This window comes from Microbacterium sp. NPDC064942, assembly GCF_049545525.1.
Lineage (GTDB): Bacteria > Actinomycetota > Actinomycetes > Actinomycetales > Microbacteriaceae > Microbacterium > Microbacterium gawkjiense.
In genome coordinates, this window is the sequence record NZ_JBMWDR010000007.1 from 131,279 (window position 1) to 152,498 (window position 21,220).

The following is a 21,220-nucleotide window of genomic DNA, read 5'->3' on the forward strand; positions in this document are numbered from 1 at the left end:
CTGTGTCAGCGCGGCAGCCCGCGGACCAGCTCCGCGAACACTGCGGCGGCGTCGTCCGACCGCGACAGGGCGGCCGCCTGACCCGCCCACAGCGACACGAGGTCGCCGCTGTGCGGTGCGGCGGAGCGGAATCCGCCGGTCAGCCAGTTCTGCGCCGGGAACGGCGCGATCGCCCCGCCGTCCTCGATCGTCCGCACCGCTCGATTCGGGATGCCGCGGGCCAGGCGCCCGCTCATCGCCCGGGTCAGCACCGTGTCGGTGTCCGCCGCCGCCGCGAGTGCGGCTCGGTGCGCCTCGGCGGCCGCCGACTGCCGCGTCCGCAGGAACGCGCTCCCCACCTGCACGCCGGCCGCCCCGAGCGCGAATGCCGCCGCGACACCCCGACGATCGGCCACGCCGCCGGCGGCGATCACCGGGATGTCGACGGCGTCGACGACCTGCGGCACGAGGGCGAACGTCCCCACGAGGGACTCCTCGGCCGGTCGCAGGAAGCTCACCCGGTGACCGGCTGCCTCGGCACCGCTCGCGACGACCGCGTCGACGCCACCCTCCTCCAGCGCGACGGCCTCGGCGACGGAGGTCGCCGTGCCGATGACGCGGATGCCGCGACGATGCGCCTCGGCGACGACCTCCGGCGCGGGCACCCCGAACACGACGCTCAGGACGGCGGGCGCGGCATCCCAGACCGCGTCGAGCTGCTCCGACAGCGAGGGGAGGAACGCGGCGGGCAGCGGCGGGACGGCCGCACCGGCCGCCTCGAACAGCGGCGCGACGGCCGCCTGCGCGGCGGTCAGGTCGACCTCGTCGGGCGCGACCTCGTCGCCCAGCGGCAGCCACAGATTGAGCGCAAAGGGGCGCCCGGTCGCGGCGCGCAGCGCCGTCGCGGTGTCACGGATGCGGTCGCCCGAGTAGCCGTACAGTCCGAAGGATCCGAGGCCGCCGCAGTCGCTCACGCTCGCCGTCAGCGCGACCGACGAGAGCCCACCGAACGGGCCGAGGACGATCGGGGTGTCGATACCGAGAAGGGAATGCAGATCACCGGTCACCCCCTGACGCTACCAAGGGCGGGAACGACGACGGGGCCCCACCCGAAGGTGGAGCCCCGTACGGTCAGTGATCTCAGACGAGAGCGTTGACGTCCAGCGGGATGCCGGGACCGAACGTGGTCGAGATGGCGCCCTTCTGGATGTAACGGCCCTTCGCGCTCGAGGGCTTCAGGCGCACGATCTCTTCGAGAGCGGCGGTGAAGTTCTCGTTGAGCTGCTCAGCCGTGAACGACGCCTTGCCGACCACGAAGTGGACGTTGGCGTGCTTGTCGACGCGGAACTCGATCTTTCCGCCCTTGATCTCCTCGACGGCCTTGGCCGGGTTGGGGGTCACGGTGCCGGTCTTGGGGTTCGGCATGAGGCCGCGGGGTCCGAGGACCTTACCGAGGCGACCGACCTGGCCCATGAGCTCGGGGGTGGAGACCGCCGAGTCGAACGCGGTGTAGCCACCGGCGACCTTCTCGATGAGCTCGGCGCCACCGACCTCGTCCGCACCCGCGGCGATGGCCGCTTCGGCGGCGGGACCGGTCGCGAACACGATGACGCGCGCGGTCTTGCCGGTGCCGTGGGGCAGGATGACCGTGCCGCGGACCATCTGGTCCGCCTTGCGCGGGTCGACGGCGAGCTTCAGCGCGACCTCGACGGTCGAGTCGAACTTCGCGGAGCCGGTCTCCTTCGCGAGGGCGACGGCCTCCTCGGAGGAGTAGAACGTGGAGCGGTCGATCTTCGCCGCTGCTGCTTCGTAAGCCTTGGACTTAGCCATGATGTTCTTCCCCTCAGTCCTCGACCGTGATGCCCATGGAGCGGGCGGTGCCGGCGATGATCAGCGAGGCGGCCTCGATGTCGTTCGCGTTCAGGTCGGGCATCTTCGTCTCGGCGATCTGACGGACCTGGTCCTTGGTGAGCTTCGCGACCTTGACGGTGTGCGGGGTCTTCGAGCCCTTCGCGACGCCGGCGGCCTTCTTGATGAGCTCCGCGGCGGGCGGGGTCTTCAGGACGAAGGTGAAGCTGCGGTCCTCGTAGACGGTGATCTCGACGGGAATGACGTTGCCGCGCTGCGACTCGGTCGCGGCGTTGTACGCCTTGCAGAACTCCATGATGTTGACGCCATGCTGACCGAGCGCGGGGCCGATCGGCGGCGCCGGGTTGGCGGCACCGGCGTTGATCTGAAGCTTGATCAGGCCGGTCACCTTCTTCTTCGGTGCCATTCCTCTTCCTTTCACGAGCGGGACGGATGCCCCGTTCTCCCACGGTCCCGGCGGTTCCGGGTCGTGGTGGTGTCCGTGCGCGCGACGAAGCGACACACAAACCACATGAGTCTACCGCATCCGGCATCCTCCGGCAGTACGGCGAAGGCCCCGCCGGAGCGGGGCCTTCGCGTCGCGCGGTGCGGCGCTTACTGCTTGGTGACCTGGTCGAAACTGAGCTCGACCGGCGTCTCGCGCTCGAAGAGCGAGACGAGGACGGTGAGCTTGCCGCTCTCGGGCTTGATCTCGGAGATCGATCCGGGCAGACCCGCGAACGAACCCTCCTTGATCGTGATCGTCTCGCCGATCTCGAAGTCGACCTCGGTGACGACCGAGCGCGCCTGCGTGGCGGAGCCCTTGGCGGCACCGGCCTTGGCGGGGGCGACCTCCTTGGCCTCGACGAGGGGCTTCAGCATGTTGAAGGCCTCTTCGAAGCGCAGCGGCGTGGGGTTGTGGGCGTTGCCGACGAAGCCGGTGACACCGGGCGTGTGACGCACGACCGACCAGGTGTCCTCGTTGAGCTCCATGCGGACCAGCACGTAGCCGGGGATCCGCACGCGGTTGACCATCTTGCGCTGGCCGTTCTTGATCTCGACGACGTCCTCCATGGGGACCTCGACCTGGTAGATGTCGTCCTCGACCTCGAGCGTCGACTTGCGCTGCTCGATGTTCGCCTTCACCTTGCGCTCGAAGCCGGCGTAGGAGTGGATGACGTACCACTTGCCCTCGAGCGAGCGCAGCTCCTGACGGAACGCCTCGTACGGGTCCTCGGGGGACTCGTCCTCGTCCTCGTCGTCGCCGAGTTCGGGACCGTCGTAGGGGGCGACCTCGTCGGCGGCGGCCGCAGCGCGCTCGGCCTCCTCGTCGGCGAGCGACTCGGTCAGCACCTCGGCGGCGGCCTCGGCCTCGTCGGCCTGGTCGATCTCGAGCGCGTCGTTCACGATGCGGTCGGCCTCGGGGTCTTCGATCACGACGGCGTCCTCTCCCGTGGGCTCGTCATCGGAGGGTTCGTCGTCCTCGATGTGCAGGGCGGCGTGCTCGGCGGACTCGGCGGAACGCTCCTGGTCGGCCAGGACGTTGCCCTCCTGGGCCTCGTCGTCCTCGCTGGACTGCTCCGCGGCGGTCGACCAGTCGGCGTCGTCGACATATCTTTCGGTCACGTCATTCACTTCCCTGCAGGTTCGGCTTCGATGTTCAGCGGCGCGTCGGCGGGTGATCCCGTGGTCCGGGATGCCGTCCGTCACCGCGACGGATGGTCGTCCGTTCGTCAGCTCGGCACGTCGAAGACGATGTCCGTGACCCAGGTGAAGAGCAGGTCGAGCCCGTAGACGATCGCCATCACGACGACGACGAATCCGAGGACCACGAGCGTGAACTTGACGAGCTCCTGCCGGGTCGGCGTGACGACCTTGCGGAGTTCGGCGATCACCTGACGGATGAAGAGGGCGATCCGCTGGAAGAAGTTGAGCTTCTTCTCACGGGTGGCGCCGCTGCTGGCAGCGACGACCTCGCCGTTCGGCTCATCCTGGACCATTCAACCCACCTGTTGCTCGGTTCGAGTCAGCTGACGCTGACGCGCAGGGCGGACAGGAATCGAACCTGCAACCTGCGGTTTTGGAGACCGCTGCTCTGCCAATTGAGCTACCGCCCTAAGGTCTTGCGACCCGGGGATCCACATCCTCGCCGACCCCATGGGCACGGCAAAAGAATGCAGACAACTGCGCGCACAAGCATACGGCATGCCTCGCGGGGTGGCGAACGCGCGGCATCCTCCCCCCTCCCGGAAGGGCCTCGCTAGGCTTGTCCGGCCGTCCTGTCGCGGCAGCGCCGGAGGGGGTCCGGCGCACGGACGATCACGAGGAGCCCGGTGACCGACAGTTCCGCCGCCCACCAGTTCCAGGTCGACCTCCGGGGTGTCATCGACCTCCTCAGTCGCCACATCTACTCGAGCCCCCGCGTGTTCCTGCGCGAACTCCTCCAGAACGCCGTCGACGCGATCGCCGCTCGACGTGCGCTCGACGGCGGGGGCGGCCGCATCCGGATCACGCCCGTGAGCGCCGCGTCGGACGAGTTCGTCCTGCGCGACGACGGCATCGGGCTCACCGAGGCCGAGGTCGCGGATCTGCTCGCGACGGTGGGACGCAGCTCGAAGCGCGACATCTTCGACCTGCCGCGCGGCGACTTCCTCGGCCAGTTCGGCATCGGGATGCTGTCGTGCTTCATGGTGTGCGACACGATCGTCATCCGTTCGCGCAGCGCCGCGGGGGGCGGCGCCGTGGAATGGACCGGCCACGCCGACGGCACCTTCACGGTGTCGCCGTACGCCGGCGACCTCCCCGTCGGGACGAGCGTGCACCTGACCCCGCGCGCCGACACGCGGTCGCTGCTCGAAACGAGCACCGTCCTCGACCTCGCCGAGACGTTCGGGCGCTACCTGCCCCACACCGTCGTGGTCGACCTCCCCGGCGGCGGCGAGACGACCGTCACCGAGCCGGCGGCCAGGCGCAGGCGCTCGTGCAGCAGGGCCGGCACCTCGGCAACTTCGGGGAGTTCGACGACGCCGTGCTCGCGTTCGACACCGCGATCGGCCTCATCCGGGACCGCGAGGACCAGGTCGGCGTGCTCGCCGAGGCGCTGCACCTGCTCGCGCAGGCCAAGATGCAGCGCGGCGACGAGGACGCCTCCGACGTGATCGACCAGGCGCTGGCGCTCGGCCAGGCCAACGAGGCGCACTGGTACGTCGCCGACGTACTCGACACGCGCGCGCGCCTGCTGGCCGGCCGTTCGTTCAGCCGATGCGGATGAGCTTCTTGTTGACGAACTCGTCGGCCGCCAGGAGCCCCAGCTCGCGGCCGGTGCCGCTGCGCTTGATGCCGCCGAAGGGCAGGCCCGGCTCGTCGGCGAGCACGAGGTTGACGTAGACCATGCCCGCCTCGATCCTGTCGGCGACCCGCTTCGCCTGTTCGGGGTCGGTCGTGTACACGTACGATCCGAGGCCGAACGGGGTGTCGTTGGCGAGGCGGACCGCCTCGTCCTCGTTCGCGACGCGGTAGACGACGCCCGCCGGACCGAACAGCTCCTCGCGGTAAACGTCCATCTCGGGGGTGACGCCCGTGAGGACGGTCGGGGTGAAGAAGGCACCGTCGCGGGTGCCGCCGGTGACGATCGTGGCGCCCTGGGCCGCAGCATCCCGGATCTGCTTCTCGAGACGCTCGGCGGCCGCGACCGAGGACAGCGGGCCGAGGACCGTGTCGGAGCTCCACGGGTCGCCGACGCTCGCCGCGGCCATCTTGGCGGTGAACGCCTCGAGGAACGCGTCGTAGAGCCCGTCGACGATGATGAACCGCTTCGCGCCGTTGCAGGACTGCCCGGTGTTGTCGAGGCGCGCGTCGACCGCCGCCTGCGCGACCGCGTCGATGTCGTCGGCCGACAGCACGATGAACGGGTCGGACCCGCCGAGTTCGAGGGCGACCTTCTTGAGGTTGCGGCCGGCGACCTCGGCGACCGCCGCGCCGGCACGCTCGGAACCCGTCACCGAGGCGCCCTGCACCCGCGGGTCGGCGATGACGTCGGCGGCCTGCTCGTTCGTCAGGTAGACGTTCGTGTACGCGCCCTCGGGGAAGCCCGCGTCGCGGTAGATCGCCTCGATCGCCGCTGCGGACTCGGGGCACTGCGGCGCGTGCTTGAGGAGGATCGTGTTGCCGACCGCCAGGTTCGGGGCCGCGAAACGGGCCACCTGGTAGTAGGGGAAGTTCCACGGCATGACGCCCAGCAGCACGCCCAGGGGCGCCTTGCGGATGACGGCGGTGCCGTCGCCGTCGATCGGGACGGGCGCGTCCGCGGTGATCTCCTCGATGTGGTCGGCGTAGTACTCGGTGATGTCGGCGGCGAAGTCGACCTCGCCGAGCGCGCCGTCGATCTGCTTGCCCATCTCGCGGACGATGATCTTCGCGAGCTCGTCGCGGCGCTCGCGGTGCAGCTGCGCGGCGCGGCGCAGCAGGTCGGCCCGCTCAGCGGGCGTGGAGGTGCGCCCCCACCCGCGGGCGGCCTCGTCGGCGGTGGCCAGGGCGCGCTCCACCTCGTCGGCGGTGGCGGTCGGGTAGGTGGCGTGGGTCTCCCCCGTGGCGGGGTCGATGACGGCGTAGTCGCTCATGATGCTCCTCTTCGTCCCGCTCAGGCGGGGATCAGGGTGTACTTCACGTTCAGGTATTCGTGGATGCCTTCCAGGCCGCCTTCGCGCCCCATGCCCGATTGCTTGACCCCGCCGAACGGGGCAGCGGCGTTGGACACGACGCCGACGTTCAGGCCCATCATGCCCGTCTCGAGACGGTCGATCATGCGGTGGCCGCGGGCGAGGTCCTGCGTGAAGACGTAGGACACCAGCCCGTACTCGGTGTCGTTGGCCAGGCGCACGGCCTCGTCCTCGTCGGAGAAGGTGGAGATCGCGAGCACCGGCCCGAAGATCTCCTCGCGGAGGATGGCGCTGCCGGGGACGACACCCTCGACGACCGTCGGCTCGTAGAAGGTGCCGGGACCTTCGAGGGCGTTGCCGCCGGCCAGGATGCGGGCGCCCCGCTCGACGGCGTCGCCGACGAGCTCCTGCGCCTTCGCGACCGCGCGGTCGTCGATGAGCGGACCGATCTGCACGCCGTCCTCGGTGCCGCGGCCCACGTTCATGGCGCGCACGCGGTCGGCGACGCGCTGCGAGAACTCGGCCGCGACCGACTCGTGCACGATGAAGCGGTTGGCCGCCGTGCAGGCCTGTCCGATGTTGCGGAACTTGGCGAGCATCGCGCCGTCGACGGCCTTGTCGAGGTCGGCGTCCTCGAAGACGACGAACGGCGCGTTGCCGCCGAGCTCCATCGAGACGCGCAGGACGCCCTCGGCCGCCTGGGCGATGAGCTTCTGACCGACGGGCGTGGACCCCGTGAACGACAGCTTCCGCAGCCGCGGGTCGGAGATGATCGGCCCCGACACCGCGCTCGACGACGAGGTCGTGATCACGTTGACGACGCCCTCGGGGACGCCGGCCTCGGCGAGCAGCTGCGCGAAGAACAGGGTCGTCAGCGGCGTCAGCTCGGCGGGCTTCACGACCACGGTGCAGCCCGCGGCGAGCGCGGGGGCGATCTTGCGAGTCGCCATCGCGAGCGGGAAGTTCCACGGCGTGATGAAGAAGGACGGACCTACGGGGCGCTGCGAGACGACCATGCGCCCCGTGCCCTCGGGATTCATGCCGTAGCGGCCCGAGATGCGCACGGCCTCCTCGCTGAACCAGCGCAGGAACTCGCCCCCGTAGGCCACCTCTCCCCGGGACTCGGCGAGGGGCTTGCCCATCTCGAGGGTCATGAGAAGGGCGAGGTCCTCCTTGCGGGCCTGCACGAGGTCGAACGCGCGGCGGAGGATGTCGCTCCGCTCCCTGGGCGCGGTCGCCGCCCACGCCTCCTGCGCTGCAACGGCCGCGTCGAGGGCCCGGATGCCGTCGCCCGGCGAGGCGTCGGCGATCCGCCGGATCACGTCTCCCGTCGACGGGTCGAACACGTCGAGGGTCTTTCCCTCCTCGGCATCCACCCACCGGCCTCCGATGAAGAGCTGGTTCGGGATCTGGGCGAGGAAGTCGGACTCGCGGGAGGTCATCGGTTGTTCTCGCTTTCTGCGCGCAGCTTCCGCGCACTGGGGGGTGCGTCCATCGCGAGCGTCTGCCCGCGGAAGAACGCCGGACGGCGGACGGACTGCCAGATCATGGTGACGATCCCGACGACGATGATCAGCATCCCGAGGATGAACACGAGGCCGACGCCGAACACCTCGGAGCCGGACCCGTAGGCCGGGTCCATCGAGTCGACGAGGGTCGTGACGAAGATGACGGCGAGGATCACCCCGCCGACGAGCGGCGAGAGGAATGTGAACAGGAACGACCGGACGGAATCGAACCACTGCTTGCGGAAGTACCAGACGCACGCGAAGGCGGTGAGCCCGTAGTAGAAGCAGATCATCATCCCGAGCGACAGGATCGTGTCGGTGAGGACGTTCTCGCTGAGCAGCCGCATGACCGCGTAGAACACCGCGGCGACGACGGAGGACACGATCGTCGCGAAGCCGGGCGTGAAGAACCGCGGGCTGACGGCGGCGAACCGACGCGGCAACGCGCCGTAGTGCCCCATCGCCAGCAGCGTCCGGGCCGGTCCCACCGCAGTGGACTGGAGGGATGCCGCCGAGCTCGAGAGCACGGCCAGCGAGACGAGGAACGCCAACGGTCCGAGCACGGGGCCCGAGAGCGCGAAGAAGACGTTCGCCGAGATGTCCTCGTTGCCGAGCCCGAGTTCCCCGGTCCCGACGCCGGCGAACATCATCAGACTGACGGACAGGGCGAGGTAGAGCGCCATCACGACCACGACGGTCACCATCGCGGCGCGTCCGGGCGTGCGGTCGGGGTCCTTCGTCTCCTCGTTCATCGTCAGGACGACGTCCCAGCCCCAGAAGATGAAGATCGACAGCGAGATGCCCGCGGCGAAGGCGCTGAAGCTCGACACCTCGAACGGGTTGACCCACGACCAGTCGAAGGCGAGGTGGTCGATGCCGTCCCCGCTGAAGCTCTTCACGAAGGCGGCGACCGCGAAGAGGACGAGCACGATGACCTGGAAACCAACGAGGACGTACTGGAACTTCTGCGTGGTCTGCATGTCGCGGTAGGACACGAGCGTCGCGCCCAGGAGGAACAGGAGACACACCCCGACGTTGATGAACGGGTTGAAGGCGAGCTCGGCGATGCCCTCGTTGCCGCTGATCTGCGCGATCAGCAGGAAGAGGAACTCGACGGCGATGCCGGCGAGGTTCGACAGCACGATGACGGTCGCCGCGATCAGGCCCCAGCCCGTCATCCATCCGATCCACGGGCCGAAGGCGCGGACGCCCCACGTGAAGCTCGTTCCGGAGTCGGGCATGACCCGGTTCAGCTCGCGGTAGCCCAGAGCGACGAGCAGCATCGGGATGAACCCGACGAGGATCACGGCGGGCACCTGCACGCCCACCGCCGAGACTGTCGGCCCCAGGGAGGCGGTGAGCGTGTAGGCGGGGGCGATCGTCGAGACACCGATCACGACGGCGCCGACCAGGCCCACCGTTCCGGCGCTGAGGCCCTTGGCGGAGATCGCGGCGTCTTTCGCGCCGGGGATCTTCTCTGCGGCGTGCTGGCTCATCGTCGAGCTCCTTCGGATCAGCGGGACTGTTCGGGGGTGCGGGTGCGAGGCACGACGACCATCGGCACCGGGATCTCGCTCAGCAGCTTCGCCGCGACCGATCCCAGGAAGAGGCGCCGCGGCTGCGCGAGGCGGCTCGAGCCGACGAGGATCATCTCGCCCGGCAGCCAGTCGAGGTGGGCCACGGCATCCTCGATGCTGTCGCCCTTCGCGGTCACGATGTCGGCGCGGACCCCCTCGGGGATGGCCGTCAGGACGTCGTCGAGGACCTTCTCGGCGTGGGCGGCCCCGGCGAGGCGGATGACCCCCGTGTCGACCGAGGCGGGCAGGTCGACCGTCACGAGCGAGACGAGGCGCAGCGACGCCCCCGTCGCCGACGCGAGCGCGACGGCCTCCTCGAGGAGGACGTCGGCACCGGCACGCGTGCCGACCGCGACGGTCAGGCGCGGAACACCGGCATCCGTCACCCGCTTGCGCGCACCGCGCGGCACGAGCACAACCGGAACGTCGGAGGAGTGGAGCAGCTGGCTCGTCGTGGAGCCCAGCCGGTGACGGCCCCGCGAGCCGCCGTCGGCGGCGCCCACCACGAGGTGCGAGGCGCCGAACTCGTCGGCCGCCTCGACGAGACCCTCGGCGAACGACTCGGCGTAGCGGGCGTGCTCGCGGTGGACCACGCCGTTCGGCACATCCGCGGCCGCCTCGGCGAGCCAGGACTCGGCCTGGCCGAGCAGGTAGCGGTCGTACGACGCGTCGGGAGGGGTGATGACGCTGCGCCCCTCCCCCGGCAGGACCAGGACGATGTCGAGCTCGGCACCGGATGCCGCGGCGAGCCCGCCCGCGACGGCCACCGCGTCGCGGCCCGCCTTCGTCGCGGTGTACCCGACGACGATCCGGCCGCTCATGCCCGGCCGTCCGCGAGGACGTTCCGGGCGGCCAGGCGACCCATGCGGATCGCGCCGTCGACGTGCTGGTAGCCGGCGCCCGCGATGTCGCTGCAGGCGAAGTGGATGGGCCCGACGGGCGTGCGCACATCCGCGCCGTAGCGGTGCAGGCCGCCCATGTCGAAGCTCGCCGCGTAGGCGCCGCGGGTCCACTCCTCGGTGCCCCAGTCGCTCTCGTAGTAGACGACCGGGTCCTTCGCCTCGGGGCCGTAGTAGTGCGTCAGCGACTCGAGGATGCGTTCCTTGCGCTCCTCGGCGGACAGGCGGAACATGTCGTCGGCGTTACGGTCCGACACGAAGCCGACGAGCGTGCCGCGCGGGTCCTCGTGGTTCGTGTTGTCGTAGGCCTCGTGGCAGATCTCGTAGGGGCTGAAGGCGGTGCCCGACAAGCCCTTCTCGCGCCAGAACGGCGTCTCGTAGACGGCGTGCACCTTGATGACGAACCCCATCGACAGGTGCTGGTGCATCTGGTGCTGAAGACGCGGCATCGGCGGCTCGAACGAGATCCGGTGGTACAGCACCGGCGCGAGGGCGAGGATCGCGCTGCGCGCCCGGACGGTGAGGCCCTCGGCGTGCGCCGTGACCCCGGCATCCGACCATTCCAGTGTGCGCACCGGACGGTTCAGGAAGACGTCGTCGCCGAGGCGCTCCGCGAGGAGGACCGGCACCTGCTGCAGGCCGCCGACGACGCGCTTGTCGAGGATGAAGTCCGCGTCGACGAGGTGCGAGTAGCTGCCGGCGCTCGCGGCCATGAGCAGGGACTGCAGCAGCGAGAAGGCGTGCGTCGGCTTCGTGAGCATCGCCGACCCGGTCGCGAAGGCGAGGTTGCGGACCGCCTCGTCGTCGTCGGTCTGCTGGCGCAGCCACGCGTCCCACGTGATCGTGTCCCACTCGGCGGCCTTCGGGTGCGCGTAGGGACGGTCGGGGTCGATCTCGGCGACCATCGCGTCGAGCCGGCGGGTGATCTCGTCGATCGTCCGCTCGGTCTCGGGGCTCACGGGGAACATCTCGCCCGTGAAACGCGACACGGTGCCGTCGGGCCCGACGTAGACGCTGTCGCCATCGCGGTAGCGGCTGAAGGTCTCGAGACCCAGTTCGGCGACCGTCTCGATGAGGGCGTCCTGGTCGGGCGAGACCCACTGGCCGCCGAGCTCGAGCATCGCGCCGTCGACGACGTCGGTCCACAGGCGACCGCCGACGCGCTCGCGCGCCTCGAGGACGGCGACCGACAGACCGGCCTTGCGCAGCTCGTTCGCGGCGGTGAGGCCGGCGGCGCCGGCTCCCACGATCACGACGTCACGGGTGATCTCGGTCATTCACGACTCCTTCGTCAGAGAGCTGGTCGTCGGCGCGTGGTCGGGCCGGCGACGGAGGTTGCGCCGCACGAGCGGCCAGAACACGAGCAGCACGGCGGTCGCGATGAGGCTCGTCCACACCTGCGCGCGCCCGGACTCCGACGTCAACATGATGGCCACGACGGCGGCGATGGCCGCGATGAGGAGGATGTTGAGCCACGGGTGCAGCCACACCTTGAGCTTCAGCTTCGCGACCTCGTCGGGCGTCATCTTCTGGCGCAGCCGCATCTGCGTGAGCGCGATGAAGACGTAGACGAAGAGGGCGACGAGGCCCGCCGAGTTCATGATGAAGTCGAAGATGCCCGAGCTGGGGGCGACGAAGTTCACGAGCGTCGCGATGAGCCCGCCGATCGTCGAGGCGAGCAGGGCGAACACCGGCACCCCGGTGCGGGAGCGGCGGGCGACGACCTTCGGGGCGAACCCCTTGTCGGCGAGCGCGGCGAACATGCGCGAGGCCGAGTACAGCCCGGAGTTCAGCACCGAGATGACGGCCGTGAAGATGACGAGCTGCATGATCACGTCGGCGAACGGGATGCCGAAGCGCGACAGCGCGATCGTGAAGGGCGCGTTGGCGACATCGGTCGGCACGGGCAGTTCGTCCCAGGGGACGACGGTGACGATGACGAGGACCGACCCCACGAAGAACAGCAGGATGCGCCAGATGATCGTGCTCGTCGCCTGCCGGATGCCCTTGGCCGGGTCGACCGATTCGGCCGAGGCCATGACGGCGATCTCGGTGCCGAAGTACGAGAAGATCACCAGCGCGACGCCGGTGAAGGCGACGCCGATGCCGTTGGGGGCGAACCCGCCGTGCTCCCAGAGGTTCGGCACGGCGAACGTCGCATCCGGCCAGAGCCCGAGGGCGAAGAGGATGCCGGCGCCCAGGAAGACGACGATCGCGAGCACCTTGATGCTCGCGAGCCAGAACTCGACCTCGCCGAAGGTGCGAACCGAGATGACGTTGGTGCCGACGAAGATCGCGATGAGGATGAGCGACCAGGCCCAGGACGGCAGCGCCGGGAGCCACGTGTGGAGCGTCTCGCCGCCGAGCACCGCCTCGTAGGCGAGGACTCCGACCCAGAAGTACCAGTACAGCCAGCCCACGAGGTACGCCGCCCAGTCGCCGAGACCGACGCGGGCGTACTCCATGAACGAGCCGATCGCGGGACGGGATGCCGCCATCTCGCCCAGCATGCGCATGGCGAAGAAGACGAGCAGACCGCCGATGAGGTACGACACGATCGCGGCCGGTCCGACCTCGCGGATCACGTTTCCGGACCCGACGAACAGGCTCGCCCCGATGATCCCGCCGAGGGTGATCATCGTCACGTGCCGCGAGCGCAGCTTGTTGGAGCGCGCCTGCGTCACCGCGCCGAGCCCCGCCGACGTCTCGGGAGAGACCGGCTGCGACCAGTTGTCGGACCCCGCCATACTCAGACCGTCTTCAGCGCCTGCGCGAGGACGTCGAGGCCCTCGGTCAGCAGGTCGTCGCTGATCGACAGCGGGGGCAGGAAGCGGATCACGTTGCCGTAGGTGCCGCACGTGAGCACGATGACCCCTTCGGCGATACAGGCCTTCGCGACCGCGGACGTGAGCGCACCGTCCGGCGCTCCGGTCGTCGGGTCGACGAACTCGATCGCGATCATGGCGCCGAGCCCACGCACCTCGGCGATGCGGGGGTCGGATGCCGCCATCGCGCCGAGCCGAGCCGTCAGCAGCGCCTCGATCCGCTGCGCGCGCTCGATGAGACCGTCGTTCTCGAACGCGTCCATCGCGGCGAGCGCGGCCGCGCATGCGACGGGGTTGCCGCCGTACGTGCCGCCGAGGCCGCCGGTGTGCGTCGCGTCCATGATGTCGGCGCGTCCCGTGACCGCGGCCAAGGGCATTCCCCCAGCGATGCCCTTGGCCGTGGTGATCAGGTCCGGAACGATGCCGAAGTGCTCGCTCGCGAACGTGGCGCCGGTGCGGGCGAAGCCCGACTGCACCTCGTCGGCGATGAAGACGACGCCGTTGTCCCGGCACCAGTCGACGACGGCCGGCAGGAAGCCGTCGGCCGGGACGACGAAGCCGCCCTCGCCCTGGATGGGCTCGATGATGACGGCGGCCAGGTTGTCGGCACCGACCTGCTTCTCGATCATCGAGATCGCGCGGGCCGCGGCATCCGCCCCCGACAGTCCGTCGCGGAGCGGGTACGAACCGGGCACGCGGTAGATCTCGGAGGCGAACGGGCCGAAGCCGCTCTTGTAGGGCATGGACTTGGCGGTGAGCGCCATCGTGAGGTTGGTGCGGCCGTGGTAGGCGTGGTCGAAGGCGACGACGGCCTGCTTGCCGGTGAACTTGCGGGCGATCTTGACGGCGTTCTCGACCGCCTCGGCGCCCGAGTTGAACAGGGCGCTCTTCTTCGCGTGGTCGCCGGGGGTGAGCCGGTTGAGGTTCTCGGCCACCTCCACGTAGGACTCGTACGGCGAGATCATGAAGCAGGTGTGCGTCAGCTGCGCGGCCTGGGCGGCGATCGCCTCGACGACCTTCGGGTGCGCGACACCCACCGTCGTGACGGCGATGCCCGAGCCGAGGTCGATGAGCGAGTTGCCGTCAGCATCGACCACGACGCCACCGCCGGCGGCGACGGCCGCGATCGGGACGGTGTGCCCGACGCCCGCGGCGACGGCCTCGGCCTTGCGCGAAAGGAGCTCCTGCGAGCGGGGCCCGGGGATCGCGGTCTCGAGGCGGCGCTCCTGCGGGAGGGACGGTCCGCCGAGGGGCGTAGTGACGGCTGCGGTCGAGGTGCTCATGCGGCGAGCGTAGAGGGGCGCGGGCGAGCGGTCACTCGCCGTTGCGTCTATCCTCAGCGCAGGGGTGTACATCGTGTACACACCGGAGGAGGCGACATGGTCACGCGCGAGGCCGAGCCGACCCTGCGGGCGCTGCTCTCTCGCCGCGAGCTGGCCCTCCGCCTCGCCGACGACGAGTCGGCCTTCCGGCCGGGGGCGCTCGACCGACCGACCCGGTGGGTGCACAGCTCCGACCTCGACGATCCGACCCCGTTCCTCGCCGAGGACCTCGTCCTCCTGACGACCGGCACCCAGTTCCCGACCGACGGCGACTACCCCTTCGACGCGTACGTCCGGCGGCTCGTGGACCGCGGCGTGGCGGCGCTCGGTTTCGGCACCGAGGTGGTGCGCGACGGCATCCCGCCCGACCTCGCGGCGGCGTGCCGGGCCGCCGGGCTCCCCCTGTTCGAGGTCCCCTACAGCACACCCTTCATCGCCGTCGCCCGCGCCAACGCCGAAGCCGTCGCCGCGCAGGCCTACGCACGGCGCACGTGGGCGCTGTCGGCGCAGCGCGCCCTCGCCCTCGCCGCGCTCCGGCCCGACGGGCTCGGGGCGACAATCGCCGAGCTCGCCAAGCAGCTCGACACGTGGGTCGGGATGTACGACGCCGCCGGCGAACTCGTCCGAGAGCACCCCGCCGGCGCGCTCTCGCCCACCGCGGCGGACACCCTGCGCGCCGAGGTCGGCGCGGTGCTGCGGCGCGGTGCGCGCGCCGGCTCGTCGCTGCACTCGGACGCCGCCGCCTTCACGCTGCAGACCCTCGGGCGCGGCGGCGAGCTGCGCGGCGTCCTCGCGATCGCCGCCGGCGAGCTCGACCGCGCCGGGCGCGACGTCGTCACCGCGGTGATCGCGATGGCGGGACTCGCCCTCGAGCAGCATCAGCGCCTGTCGCGGGCGCGCAAGGCGCTGCGCTCGGGGATGGTGCGCTCGCTCCTCACCGGGGATCCGGCGCTCGCCCGGCAGATCTCCCGGGACGTGTGGGGCGCCCTGCCGCCCGCGCCGGTCGTCGTGGCGGTGACGGATGCCGCCGGTCGCCGCGCGGACGCACTGCTCGACCTACTGGAGCTGCGCGCCGAGGAGCGCCACGGCGGGCTGTTCTTCGGGAGCGTCGACGACGACGTCGTGATCGTGGTCCCGGCATCCGCGTCACCGGCCCTCGACGAGTTCGCCGAACGCTTCGACGCGCGGCTGGGGGTGTCGGAACCGACGCCCTACGCCGGCTTCGCGAAGGCCCTGGACCAGGCCCGCGTGGCGCGCGGACGCGCCGGGAGCGCGGGCGTGGTGGGATTCGCGGAGGTGCAGGCCGGCGGCATCCTGTCGGCGCTGTCGGCGGGGACCGCGCCGACGGTGGCCGCCGCCTTCCTCGAGCCGCTGCGCCGGCACGACCGCGAGCAGGGCGGCCGGCTCGAACAGACCCTGCGCGCGTGGGTGGCCGCCGACGGGTCGAACGACGGCGCCGCATCCGCGCTCGGTGTGCACCGCCACACCGTGCGCACGCGCCTCGCCGCCGCGGAACGCGTACTCGGCGTGGACCTCTCGTCGTTCGCCGGGCGCGCCGAGCTGTGGGCGGCGCTGCAGCTCGGGGGGTGACACCGACGGCGGAGATCCGGTCGGACACGCCGCGGAACGGATGCCGCACCACGGCGCGTCGCGAGGATCTCCGCCGTTCGGCCCGGCGGCGGCCTCACTCCGGCGCGTGCGCCTCGAGGAACTCGTACAGGTCGGTCGTGTCGACGCCGGGGAAGGCCCCCGTCGGCAGCGTCGCGAGCAGCGTCCGCGGCGTCCGCACGTTCGGCCACGCCTGGTCGCGCCACTGCGACTCGAGGTCCTCCGGCGGGCGCCGGCAGCACACCTCGACGGAGTGACGTGACACGCCGCGGTTCGTCGTCTCGCGGCCGATGAACCACTTCGTGTCGTCGAAGCGGACGCCCACGCTCACCGAGTGGGAGCCTTCGCTCGACGCCTCCACGCGGGCCGTGCACCAGTAGGTCCCGTTCCCGGTGTCGGTGTACTGGTAGTACGGGTTGAACTTGTCGGGGATGTCGAACACGACCCGGCTCGTCCACTTGCGGCAGCACAGCTGCCCCTCGATCGAGCCGAACCGGTCGGCGGGGAAGTTCACGTCGTCGTTCTCGTACGCCTTCGTGATCGTGCCCGACTCGTGCACCTTGAGGAAGTGCACCGGGAAGTCGAGGTGCCGCGTCGCGAGGTTGGTGAACCGGTGCGCGGCGGTCTCGTACGACACCGAATAGGCATCGCGGAGGTCCTCGACCGAGAGCGCGCGGCGGGACTTCGCCTCCTGCAGCGCCGCCGCCGCGTGCGCCTCGGGCACCATCATCGCGCCGACGAGGTAGTTGGTCTCGACGCGCTGGCGCAGGAATTCGGCGTAGGAGCGCGGTTCGGCATGGCCGAGGATGCGGCTGGCGAGCGCCTGCAGCACGGGGGTCCGCGAGTCGCCGCGGTGCGGCACCGTGCTCGAGAGGTACAGCCGGCCGTGGCGGATGTCGGCGACGCTGCGCGTGGACTGCGGCAGGTCGCTCACGTAGTGCAGTGAGAAGCCGAGGTGGGCGGCGATCTCGGATGCGGTCCGCTGCGTGAGCGGGCCGCCCGGATGGTCGACGGCGGCGAGGATCCGCTGCGCGTGGTCCTCGAGCTCCGGGAAGTAGTTGTCCTGCCGCCGCATGAGGTGGCGGAGCTCCACGTTGGCGCGACGCGCCTCTTCTGGCGTCGCGGAGCGCTCGTCGTTGAGCCGCTCGACCTCGCCCTGCAGGCGCAGCACGGTACGCAGCACCTCGTCGGGCACGGCCTTGCCGATGCGGAACGGCTCGATCCCGAGGGACTGGAACGTCGGCCCCTTCATCGCCCTCTCCACCGCGATCTCCAGCGTGGCGCGCTCGTCGAGCGGCTCCGCCTCGAGCAGCGCGTCGATCGTCGTGCCGAGGGCACGCGCGATCGCCTGCAGCAGCGTGAGCTTCGGCTCCCGCTTGCCCGTCTCGATCATCGACAACTGGCTCGGCGCTCGGGACACGGCGGATGCCAGGTCGTCGAGCGTCATCCCACGCGCGACGCGCAGCTGCCGCACCCGCCTCCCGATGGTGAGCGCGTCGGCCGCATCGCCGTCGACCGGGGCGTCTTCGATGATCGTCATGACCGGAAGTGTGTCACGGAAGCAGAAGATCGCGCAATCTTCTCTCCTGAAATGCCCGTTGCGAGAGTCGAACTTCACTCATGGTGGATGTCACGAACCGAATCGGCGCCGCACCGGCGTCGACCTCACCGCGAAGGAGCCGGCCATGACCCTCACTGCCACGGGCATCGCGCCCGTCACCACCCCCACCCCGACGCAGATCACGCCGACGCTCGTCGTTCGCGGTCGGATGGGCGACCGGTACGAGGAGATCCTGACTCCCGCCGCGCTCGACTTCCTCGCCGAGCTCCACGCCCGCTTCGGCGGTCGTCGCCACGACCGGCTGGCCGCGCGGATGCGTCGGCGCTTCGAGATCGGCAACGGCCAGGACCCCACGTTCCGGGATGACACGGCGCACATCCGCGACGACGCGGAATGGCGCGTCGCCGGCCCCGGCCCCGGGCTCGAGGACCGCCGGGTGGAGATCACCGGCCCGACCGACCCGAAGATGACGATCAACGCGCTGAACTCCGGCGCGAAGGTGTGGCTGGCCGACCAGGAGGACGCCACCAGCCCCACGTGGCGCAACGTCATCGAGGGCCAGCTCTCGCTCTTCGACGCGATCCGCGGGCAGCTGACCCACACGAACGAGGCGGGCAAGGAGTACCGCGTCACGGCGGAGCGGACGCCGACGATTGTCATGCGGCCGCGCGGCTGGCACCTCATGGAGAAGCACATGGAGTTCACCGACCGGAACGGCCGCACCCTCGCGGCATCCGGATCGCTCGTCGACTTCGGCCTGTACTTCTTCCACAACGCCGCGCAGCTGATCGCCAACGGCCGCGGCCCGTACTTCTACCTCCCGAAGATCGAGTCGTCCGAGGAGGCCAAGCTGTGGGACGACGTCTTCACCTACAGCGAGCAGTACGTCGGCATCCCGCACGGCACGATCCGCGCGACCGTCCTCATCGAGACGCTTCCCGCCGCGTTCGAGATGGACGAGATCCTGTTCGAGCTGCGCGACCACATCGCGGGTCTGAACGCCGGCCGGTGGGACTACATCTTCTCGATGATCAAGAACTACCGCGGCCGCGGCGCCCGGTTCGTCCTCCCCGACCGCAGCCAGGTCACCATGACCGTCCCGTTCATGCGGGCGTACACCGAGCTGCTGGTGCAGACGTGCCACAAGCGCGGCGCCTACGCGATCGGCGGCATGAGCGCCTTCATCCCGAACCGGCGCGACCCCGAGGTGACGCGGCAGGCGTTCGAGAAGGTCGCCGCCGACAAGAAGCGCGAGGCCGGCGACGGCTTCGACGGCACGTGGGTCGCCCACCCCGACCTCATCCCGGTCGCGCAGGCGGAGTTCGACGCCGTGCTCGGCGACCGGCCGAACCAGGTCGACCGCCTGCGGGAGGACGTCCAGGTGCACCCGTCGCAGCTGATCGACTGCCACATCGGCCTGCCGATCAGCGCCGCCGGGGTCTACGGCAACGTGTCGGTGGCGATCCGCTACATCGAGGCGTGGCTGCGCGGACTCGGCGCCGTCGCGATCGACAACCTGATGGAGGATGCCGCGACCGCGGAGATCAGCCGGTCGCAGGTGTGGCAGTGGATCCACCAGGACCGCACCACCGAGGACGGCACGCCGATCACCCGGGACTACATCGAGGGCCTCATCGCGCAGGTGCTGAGCGAGGTCGAGCGCCAGGGCGGCGACCGGTTCGACGACGCCGCCGCCGTGTTCCGCGATGTCGCCCTCGGCGCCGAGTTCCCGACGTTCCTGACCCTCGGCGCCTACGCCACCTACCTGACCGACGCCGACTGACCCCGGCCCCGCACACCAGAGGAAGAGCAATGACCGCTTACTCGAACGACATCGACGCCATCCGCACCCTGAAGGAGGCGAACGGCCCCTCCTGGGATGCCATCGACCCCGAATCCGTCGCCCGGATGCGCGCGCAGAACCGGTTCCGCACGGGACTGGAGATCGCGCAGTACACCGCCGACATCATGCGGCGCGACATGGCCGAGTACGACGCCGACTCGTCCCTCTACACGCAGTCGCTCGGCGTCTGGCACGGCTTCATCGGGCAGCAGAAGCTGATCTCGATCAAGAAGCACCTCAAGAGCACGAACAAGCGCTACCTGTACCTGTCGGGCTGGATGGTCGCGGCGCTGCGCTCCGAGTTCGGGCCGCTCCCCGACCAGTCCATGCACGAGAAGACGGCCGTCCCCGCCCTCATCGCGGAGCTGTACACGTTCCTCCGGCAGGCGGATGCCCGTGAGCTCGACCTGCTGTTCACCAAGCTCGACGACGCCCGCGCCGCCGGCGACGAGACGGCCGCCGAGTTCGTGCAGTCGCAGATCGACAGCTTCGAGACGCACGTCGTCCCGATCATCGCCGACATCGACGCCGGCTTCGGCAACCCCGAGGCGACGTACCTGCTGGCGAAGAAGATGATCGAGGCGGGCGCGTGCGCCATCCAGATCGAGAACCAGGTGTCGGACGAGAAGCAGTGCGGTCACCAGGACGGCAAGGTCACCGTCCCGCACGAGGACTTCATCGCGAAGCTCAACGCGGTCCGCTACGCATTCCTCGAGCTCGGCATCGACAACGGCGTCATCGTCGCCCGCACCGATTCGCTCGGCGCCGGCCTCACGCAGAAGCTCGCCGTCACGCGAGAGCCGGGCGACCTCGGCGACCAGTACAACGCGTTCCTCGACGTCGAGGAGATCTCGGGCGCCGACCTCGGCAACGGCGACGTCGTCATCAAGCGGGGCGGCACGCTGCTGCGGCCCAAGCGCCTGCCCAGCAACCTCTACCAGTTCCGGCCCGGGACGGGCGAGGCGCGCGTCGTGCTCGACTGCATCACGTCGCTCCGTAACGGCGCCGACCTGCTGTGGATCGAGACGGAGAAGCCGCACATCGAGCAGATCGCGGGCATGGTCGACGCGATCCGCGCCGAGGTGCCGAACGCGAAGCTCGTGTACAACAACAGCCCGTCGTTCAACTGGACGCTGAACTTCCGGCAGCAGGCGTACGACGCGCTCGAGCAGCGCGGTGAGGACCTCTCGGCCTACGACCGCGCCGACCTCATGAACGTCGCCTACGACGACACCGAGCTCGCCCGGCTGGCGGACGAGAAGATCCGCACCTTCCAGCGCGACGGCGCCGCGCGGGCGGGGATCTTCCACCACCTCATCACCCTGCCGACCTACCACACCGCCGCGCTGTCGACGGATGACCTGGCCAAGGGCTACTTCGGCGACGAGGGCATGCTCGCCTACGTGCGCGGCGTGCAGCGGCGCGAGATCCGCGAAGGCATCGCGACCGTCAAGCACCAGAACATGGCCGGCAGCGACATCGGCGACAACCACAAGGAGTACTTCGCCGGCGAGGCCGCCCTGAAGGCGGGCGGCGCGCACAACACGATGAACCAGTTCGGCTGACGTCCGGGGGGAACGAAGAGGGGGCGG

General features: G+C 70.3%; 18 protein-coding genes and 1 tRNA gene. 5 read left to right on the plus strand and 14 right to left on the minus strand.

The features are described 5' to 3' along the window. Positions 1 to 5 precede the first annotated feature (5 nt). From ACPEH2_RS12440 to ACPEH2_RS12465, 6 genes are all read right to left on the minus strand, one after another. On the minus strand, positions 6 to 1,046 hold the full coding sequence (locus ACPEH2_RS12440) for an NAD(P)H-dependent flavin oxidoreductase (RefSeq protein WP_359919525.1): 1,041 nt from the start codon (positions 1,044 to 1,046) through the stop codon (positions 6 to 8). 73 nt (positions 1,047 to 1,119) lie between these two features. Next, positions 1,120 to 1,809, minus strand: a complete 690-nt coding sequence (gene rplA / locus ACPEH2_RS12445; RefSeq protein ID WP_064002981.1) for a 50S ribosomal protein L1 — start codon at positions 1,807 to 1,809, stop codon at positions 1,120 to 1,122. A gap of 13 nt (positions 1,810 to 1,822) precedes the next feature. Continuing rightward, positions 1,823 to 2,254, minus strand: coding sequence for a 50S ribosomal protein L11 (rplK, locus tag ACPEH2_RS12450; RefSeq protein ID WP_064002980.1), 432 nt, complete (start codon positions 2,252 to 2,254; stop codon positions 1,823 to 1,825). Positions 2,255 to 2,442: 188 nt separating this feature from the next. After that, positions 2,443 to 3,453: a transcription termination/antitermination protein NusG gene (gene nusG, locus ACPEH2_RS12455; RefSeq protein WP_423718835.1), complete on the minus strand. Its 1,011-nt coding sequence runs from the start codon at positions 3,451 to 3,453 to the stop codon at positions 2,443 to 2,445. A 107-nt stretch (positions 3,454 to 3,560) separates the two neighbouring features. Then, positions 3,561 to 3,827 (minus strand): preprotein translocase subunit SecE, encoded by a 267-nt coding sequence (secE, locus tag ACPEH2_RS12460; protein WP_064002978.1) that lies wholly within the window; start codon positions 3,825 to 3,827, stop codon positions 3,561 to 3,563. A 44-nt stretch (positions 3,828 to 3,871) separates the two neighbouring features. Then, positions 3,872 to 3,944: transfer RNA gene (locus tag ACPEH2_RS12465), tRNA-Trp, on the minus strand. Between the two features lie 216 nt (positions 3,945 to 4,160). Between ACPEH2_RS12465 and ACPEH2_RS12470 the strand changes: the two genes are divergently transcribed. Together ACPEH2_RS12470 and ACPEH2_RS12475 are read left to right on the plus strand one after the other, a co-directional pair. Next, positions 4,161 to 4,985 carry an ATP-binding protein gene (locus ACPEH2_RS12470; protein ID WP_423718836.1) on the plus strand — a complete coding sequence of 275 codons (825 nt, stop codon included), beginning with the start codon at positions 4,161 to 4,163 and terminating at the stop codon, positions 4,983 to 4,985. Continuing rightward, positions 4,913 to 5,098 (plus strand): hypothetical protein, encoded by a 186-nt coding sequence (locus tag ACPEH2_RS12475; RefSeq protein WP_359919528.1) that lies wholly within the window; start codon positions 4,913 to 4,915, stop codon positions 5,096 to 5,098. The genes ACPEH2_RS12470 and ACPEH2_RS12475 overlap by 73 nt, the downstream gene beginning before the upstream one ends. Here the strand turns inward: ACPEH2_RS12475 and ACPEH2_RS12480 are convergent. From ACPEH2_RS12480 to gabT, 7 genes are read right to left on the minus strand one after another with little or no spacing between them, the layout of a single operon-like run. Continuing rightward, on the minus strand, positions 5,082 to 6,446 hold the full coding sequence (locus tag ACPEH2_RS12480) for an NAD-dependent succinate-semialdehyde dehydrogenase (RefSeq protein WP_359919530.1): 1,365 nt from the start codon (positions 6,444 to 6,446) through the stop codon (positions 5,082 to 5,084). The genes ACPEH2_RS12475 and ACPEH2_RS12480 overlap by 17 nt on opposite strands. A gap of 20 nt (positions 6,447 to 6,466) precedes the next feature. Further along, complete coding sequence (locus ACPEH2_RS12485; RefSeq protein WP_217530786.1) at positions 6,467 to 7,927, minus strand: NAD-dependent succinate-semialdehyde dehydrogenase; 1,461 nt, start codon at positions 7,925 to 7,927, stop codon at positions 6,467 to 6,469. Then, positions 7,924 to 9,489, minus strand: a complete 1,566-nt coding sequence (locus tag ACPEH2_RS12490) for an APC family permease (RefSeq protein WP_064002973.1) — start codon at positions 9,487 to 9,489, stop codon at positions 7,924 to 7,926. Before ACPEH2_RS12490 ends, ACPEH2_RS12485 begins: the two co-directional genes overlap by 4 nt. A gap of 17 nt (positions 9,490 to 9,506) precedes the next feature. After that, the gene (locus ACPEH2_RS12495; protein ID WP_217530784.1) at positions 9,507 to 10,391 is read right to left on the minus strand and encodes a universal stress protein; all 885 of its coding nucleotides are present in this window, start codon (positions 10,389 to 10,391) and stop codon (positions 9,507 to 9,509) included. Next, complete coding sequence (locus ACPEH2_RS12500; protein ID WP_423718837.1) at positions 10,388 to 11,746, minus strand: flavin monoamine oxidase family protein; 1,359 nt, start codon at positions 11,744 to 11,746, stop codon at positions 10,388 to 10,390. The genes ACPEH2_RS12495 and ACPEH2_RS12500 overlap by 4 nt, the downstream gene beginning before the upstream one ends. After that, entirely contained in the window at positions 11,747 to 13,216 is a 1,470-nt protein-coding gene (locus tag ACPEH2_RS12505; protein ID WP_423718838.1) for an amino acid permease, read from the minus strand. A 2-nt stretch (positions 13,217 to 13,218) separates the two neighbouring features. Next, positions 13,219 to 14,577 (minus strand): 4-aminobutyrate--2-oxoglutarate transaminase, encoded by a 1,359-nt coding sequence (gene gabT, locus ACPEH2_RS12510; RefSeq protein ID WP_423718839.1) that lies wholly within the window; start codon positions 14,575 to 14,577, stop codon positions 13,219 to 13,221. A 96-nt stretch (positions 14,578 to 14,673) separates the two neighbouring features. On the opposite strand from gabT, the gene ACPEH2_RS12515 reads away from it, so the two are divergent. Next, positions 14,674 to 16,206 (plus strand): PucR family transcriptional regulator, encoded by a 1,533-nt coding sequence (locus ACPEH2_RS12515; protein WP_423718840.1) that lies wholly within the window; start codon positions 14,674 to 14,676, stop codon positions 16,204 to 16,206. Between the two features lie 94 nt (positions 16,207 to 16,300). Here ACPEH2_RS12515 and ACPEH2_RS12520 read toward each other — a convergent pair whose 3' ends face one another. Further along, entirely contained in the window at positions 16,301 to 17,764 is a 1,464-nt protein-coding gene (locus ACPEH2_RS12520; RefSeq protein ID WP_423718841.1) for a helix-turn-helix domain-containing protein, read from the minus strand. A gap of 145 nt (positions 17,765 to 17,909) precedes the next feature. On the opposite strand from ACPEH2_RS12520, the gene aceB reads away from it, so the two are divergent. Together aceB and ACPEH2_RS12530 are read left to right on the plus strand one after the other, a co-directional pair. After that, entirely contained in the window at positions 17,910 to 19,568 is a 1,659-nt protein-coding gene (gene aceB / locus ACPEH2_RS12525) for a malate synthase A (RefSeq protein WP_311285424.1), read from the plus strand. 29 nt (positions 19,569 to 19,597) lie between these two features. Beyond that, a complete protein-coding gene (locus ACPEH2_RS12530; RefSeq protein WP_423718842.1) occupies positions 19,598 to 21,193 on the plus strand; it encodes an isocitrate lyase in 1,596 nt (531 codons plus the stop codon). The last annotated feature ends 27 nt before the right edge of the window (positions 21,194 to 21,220 follow it).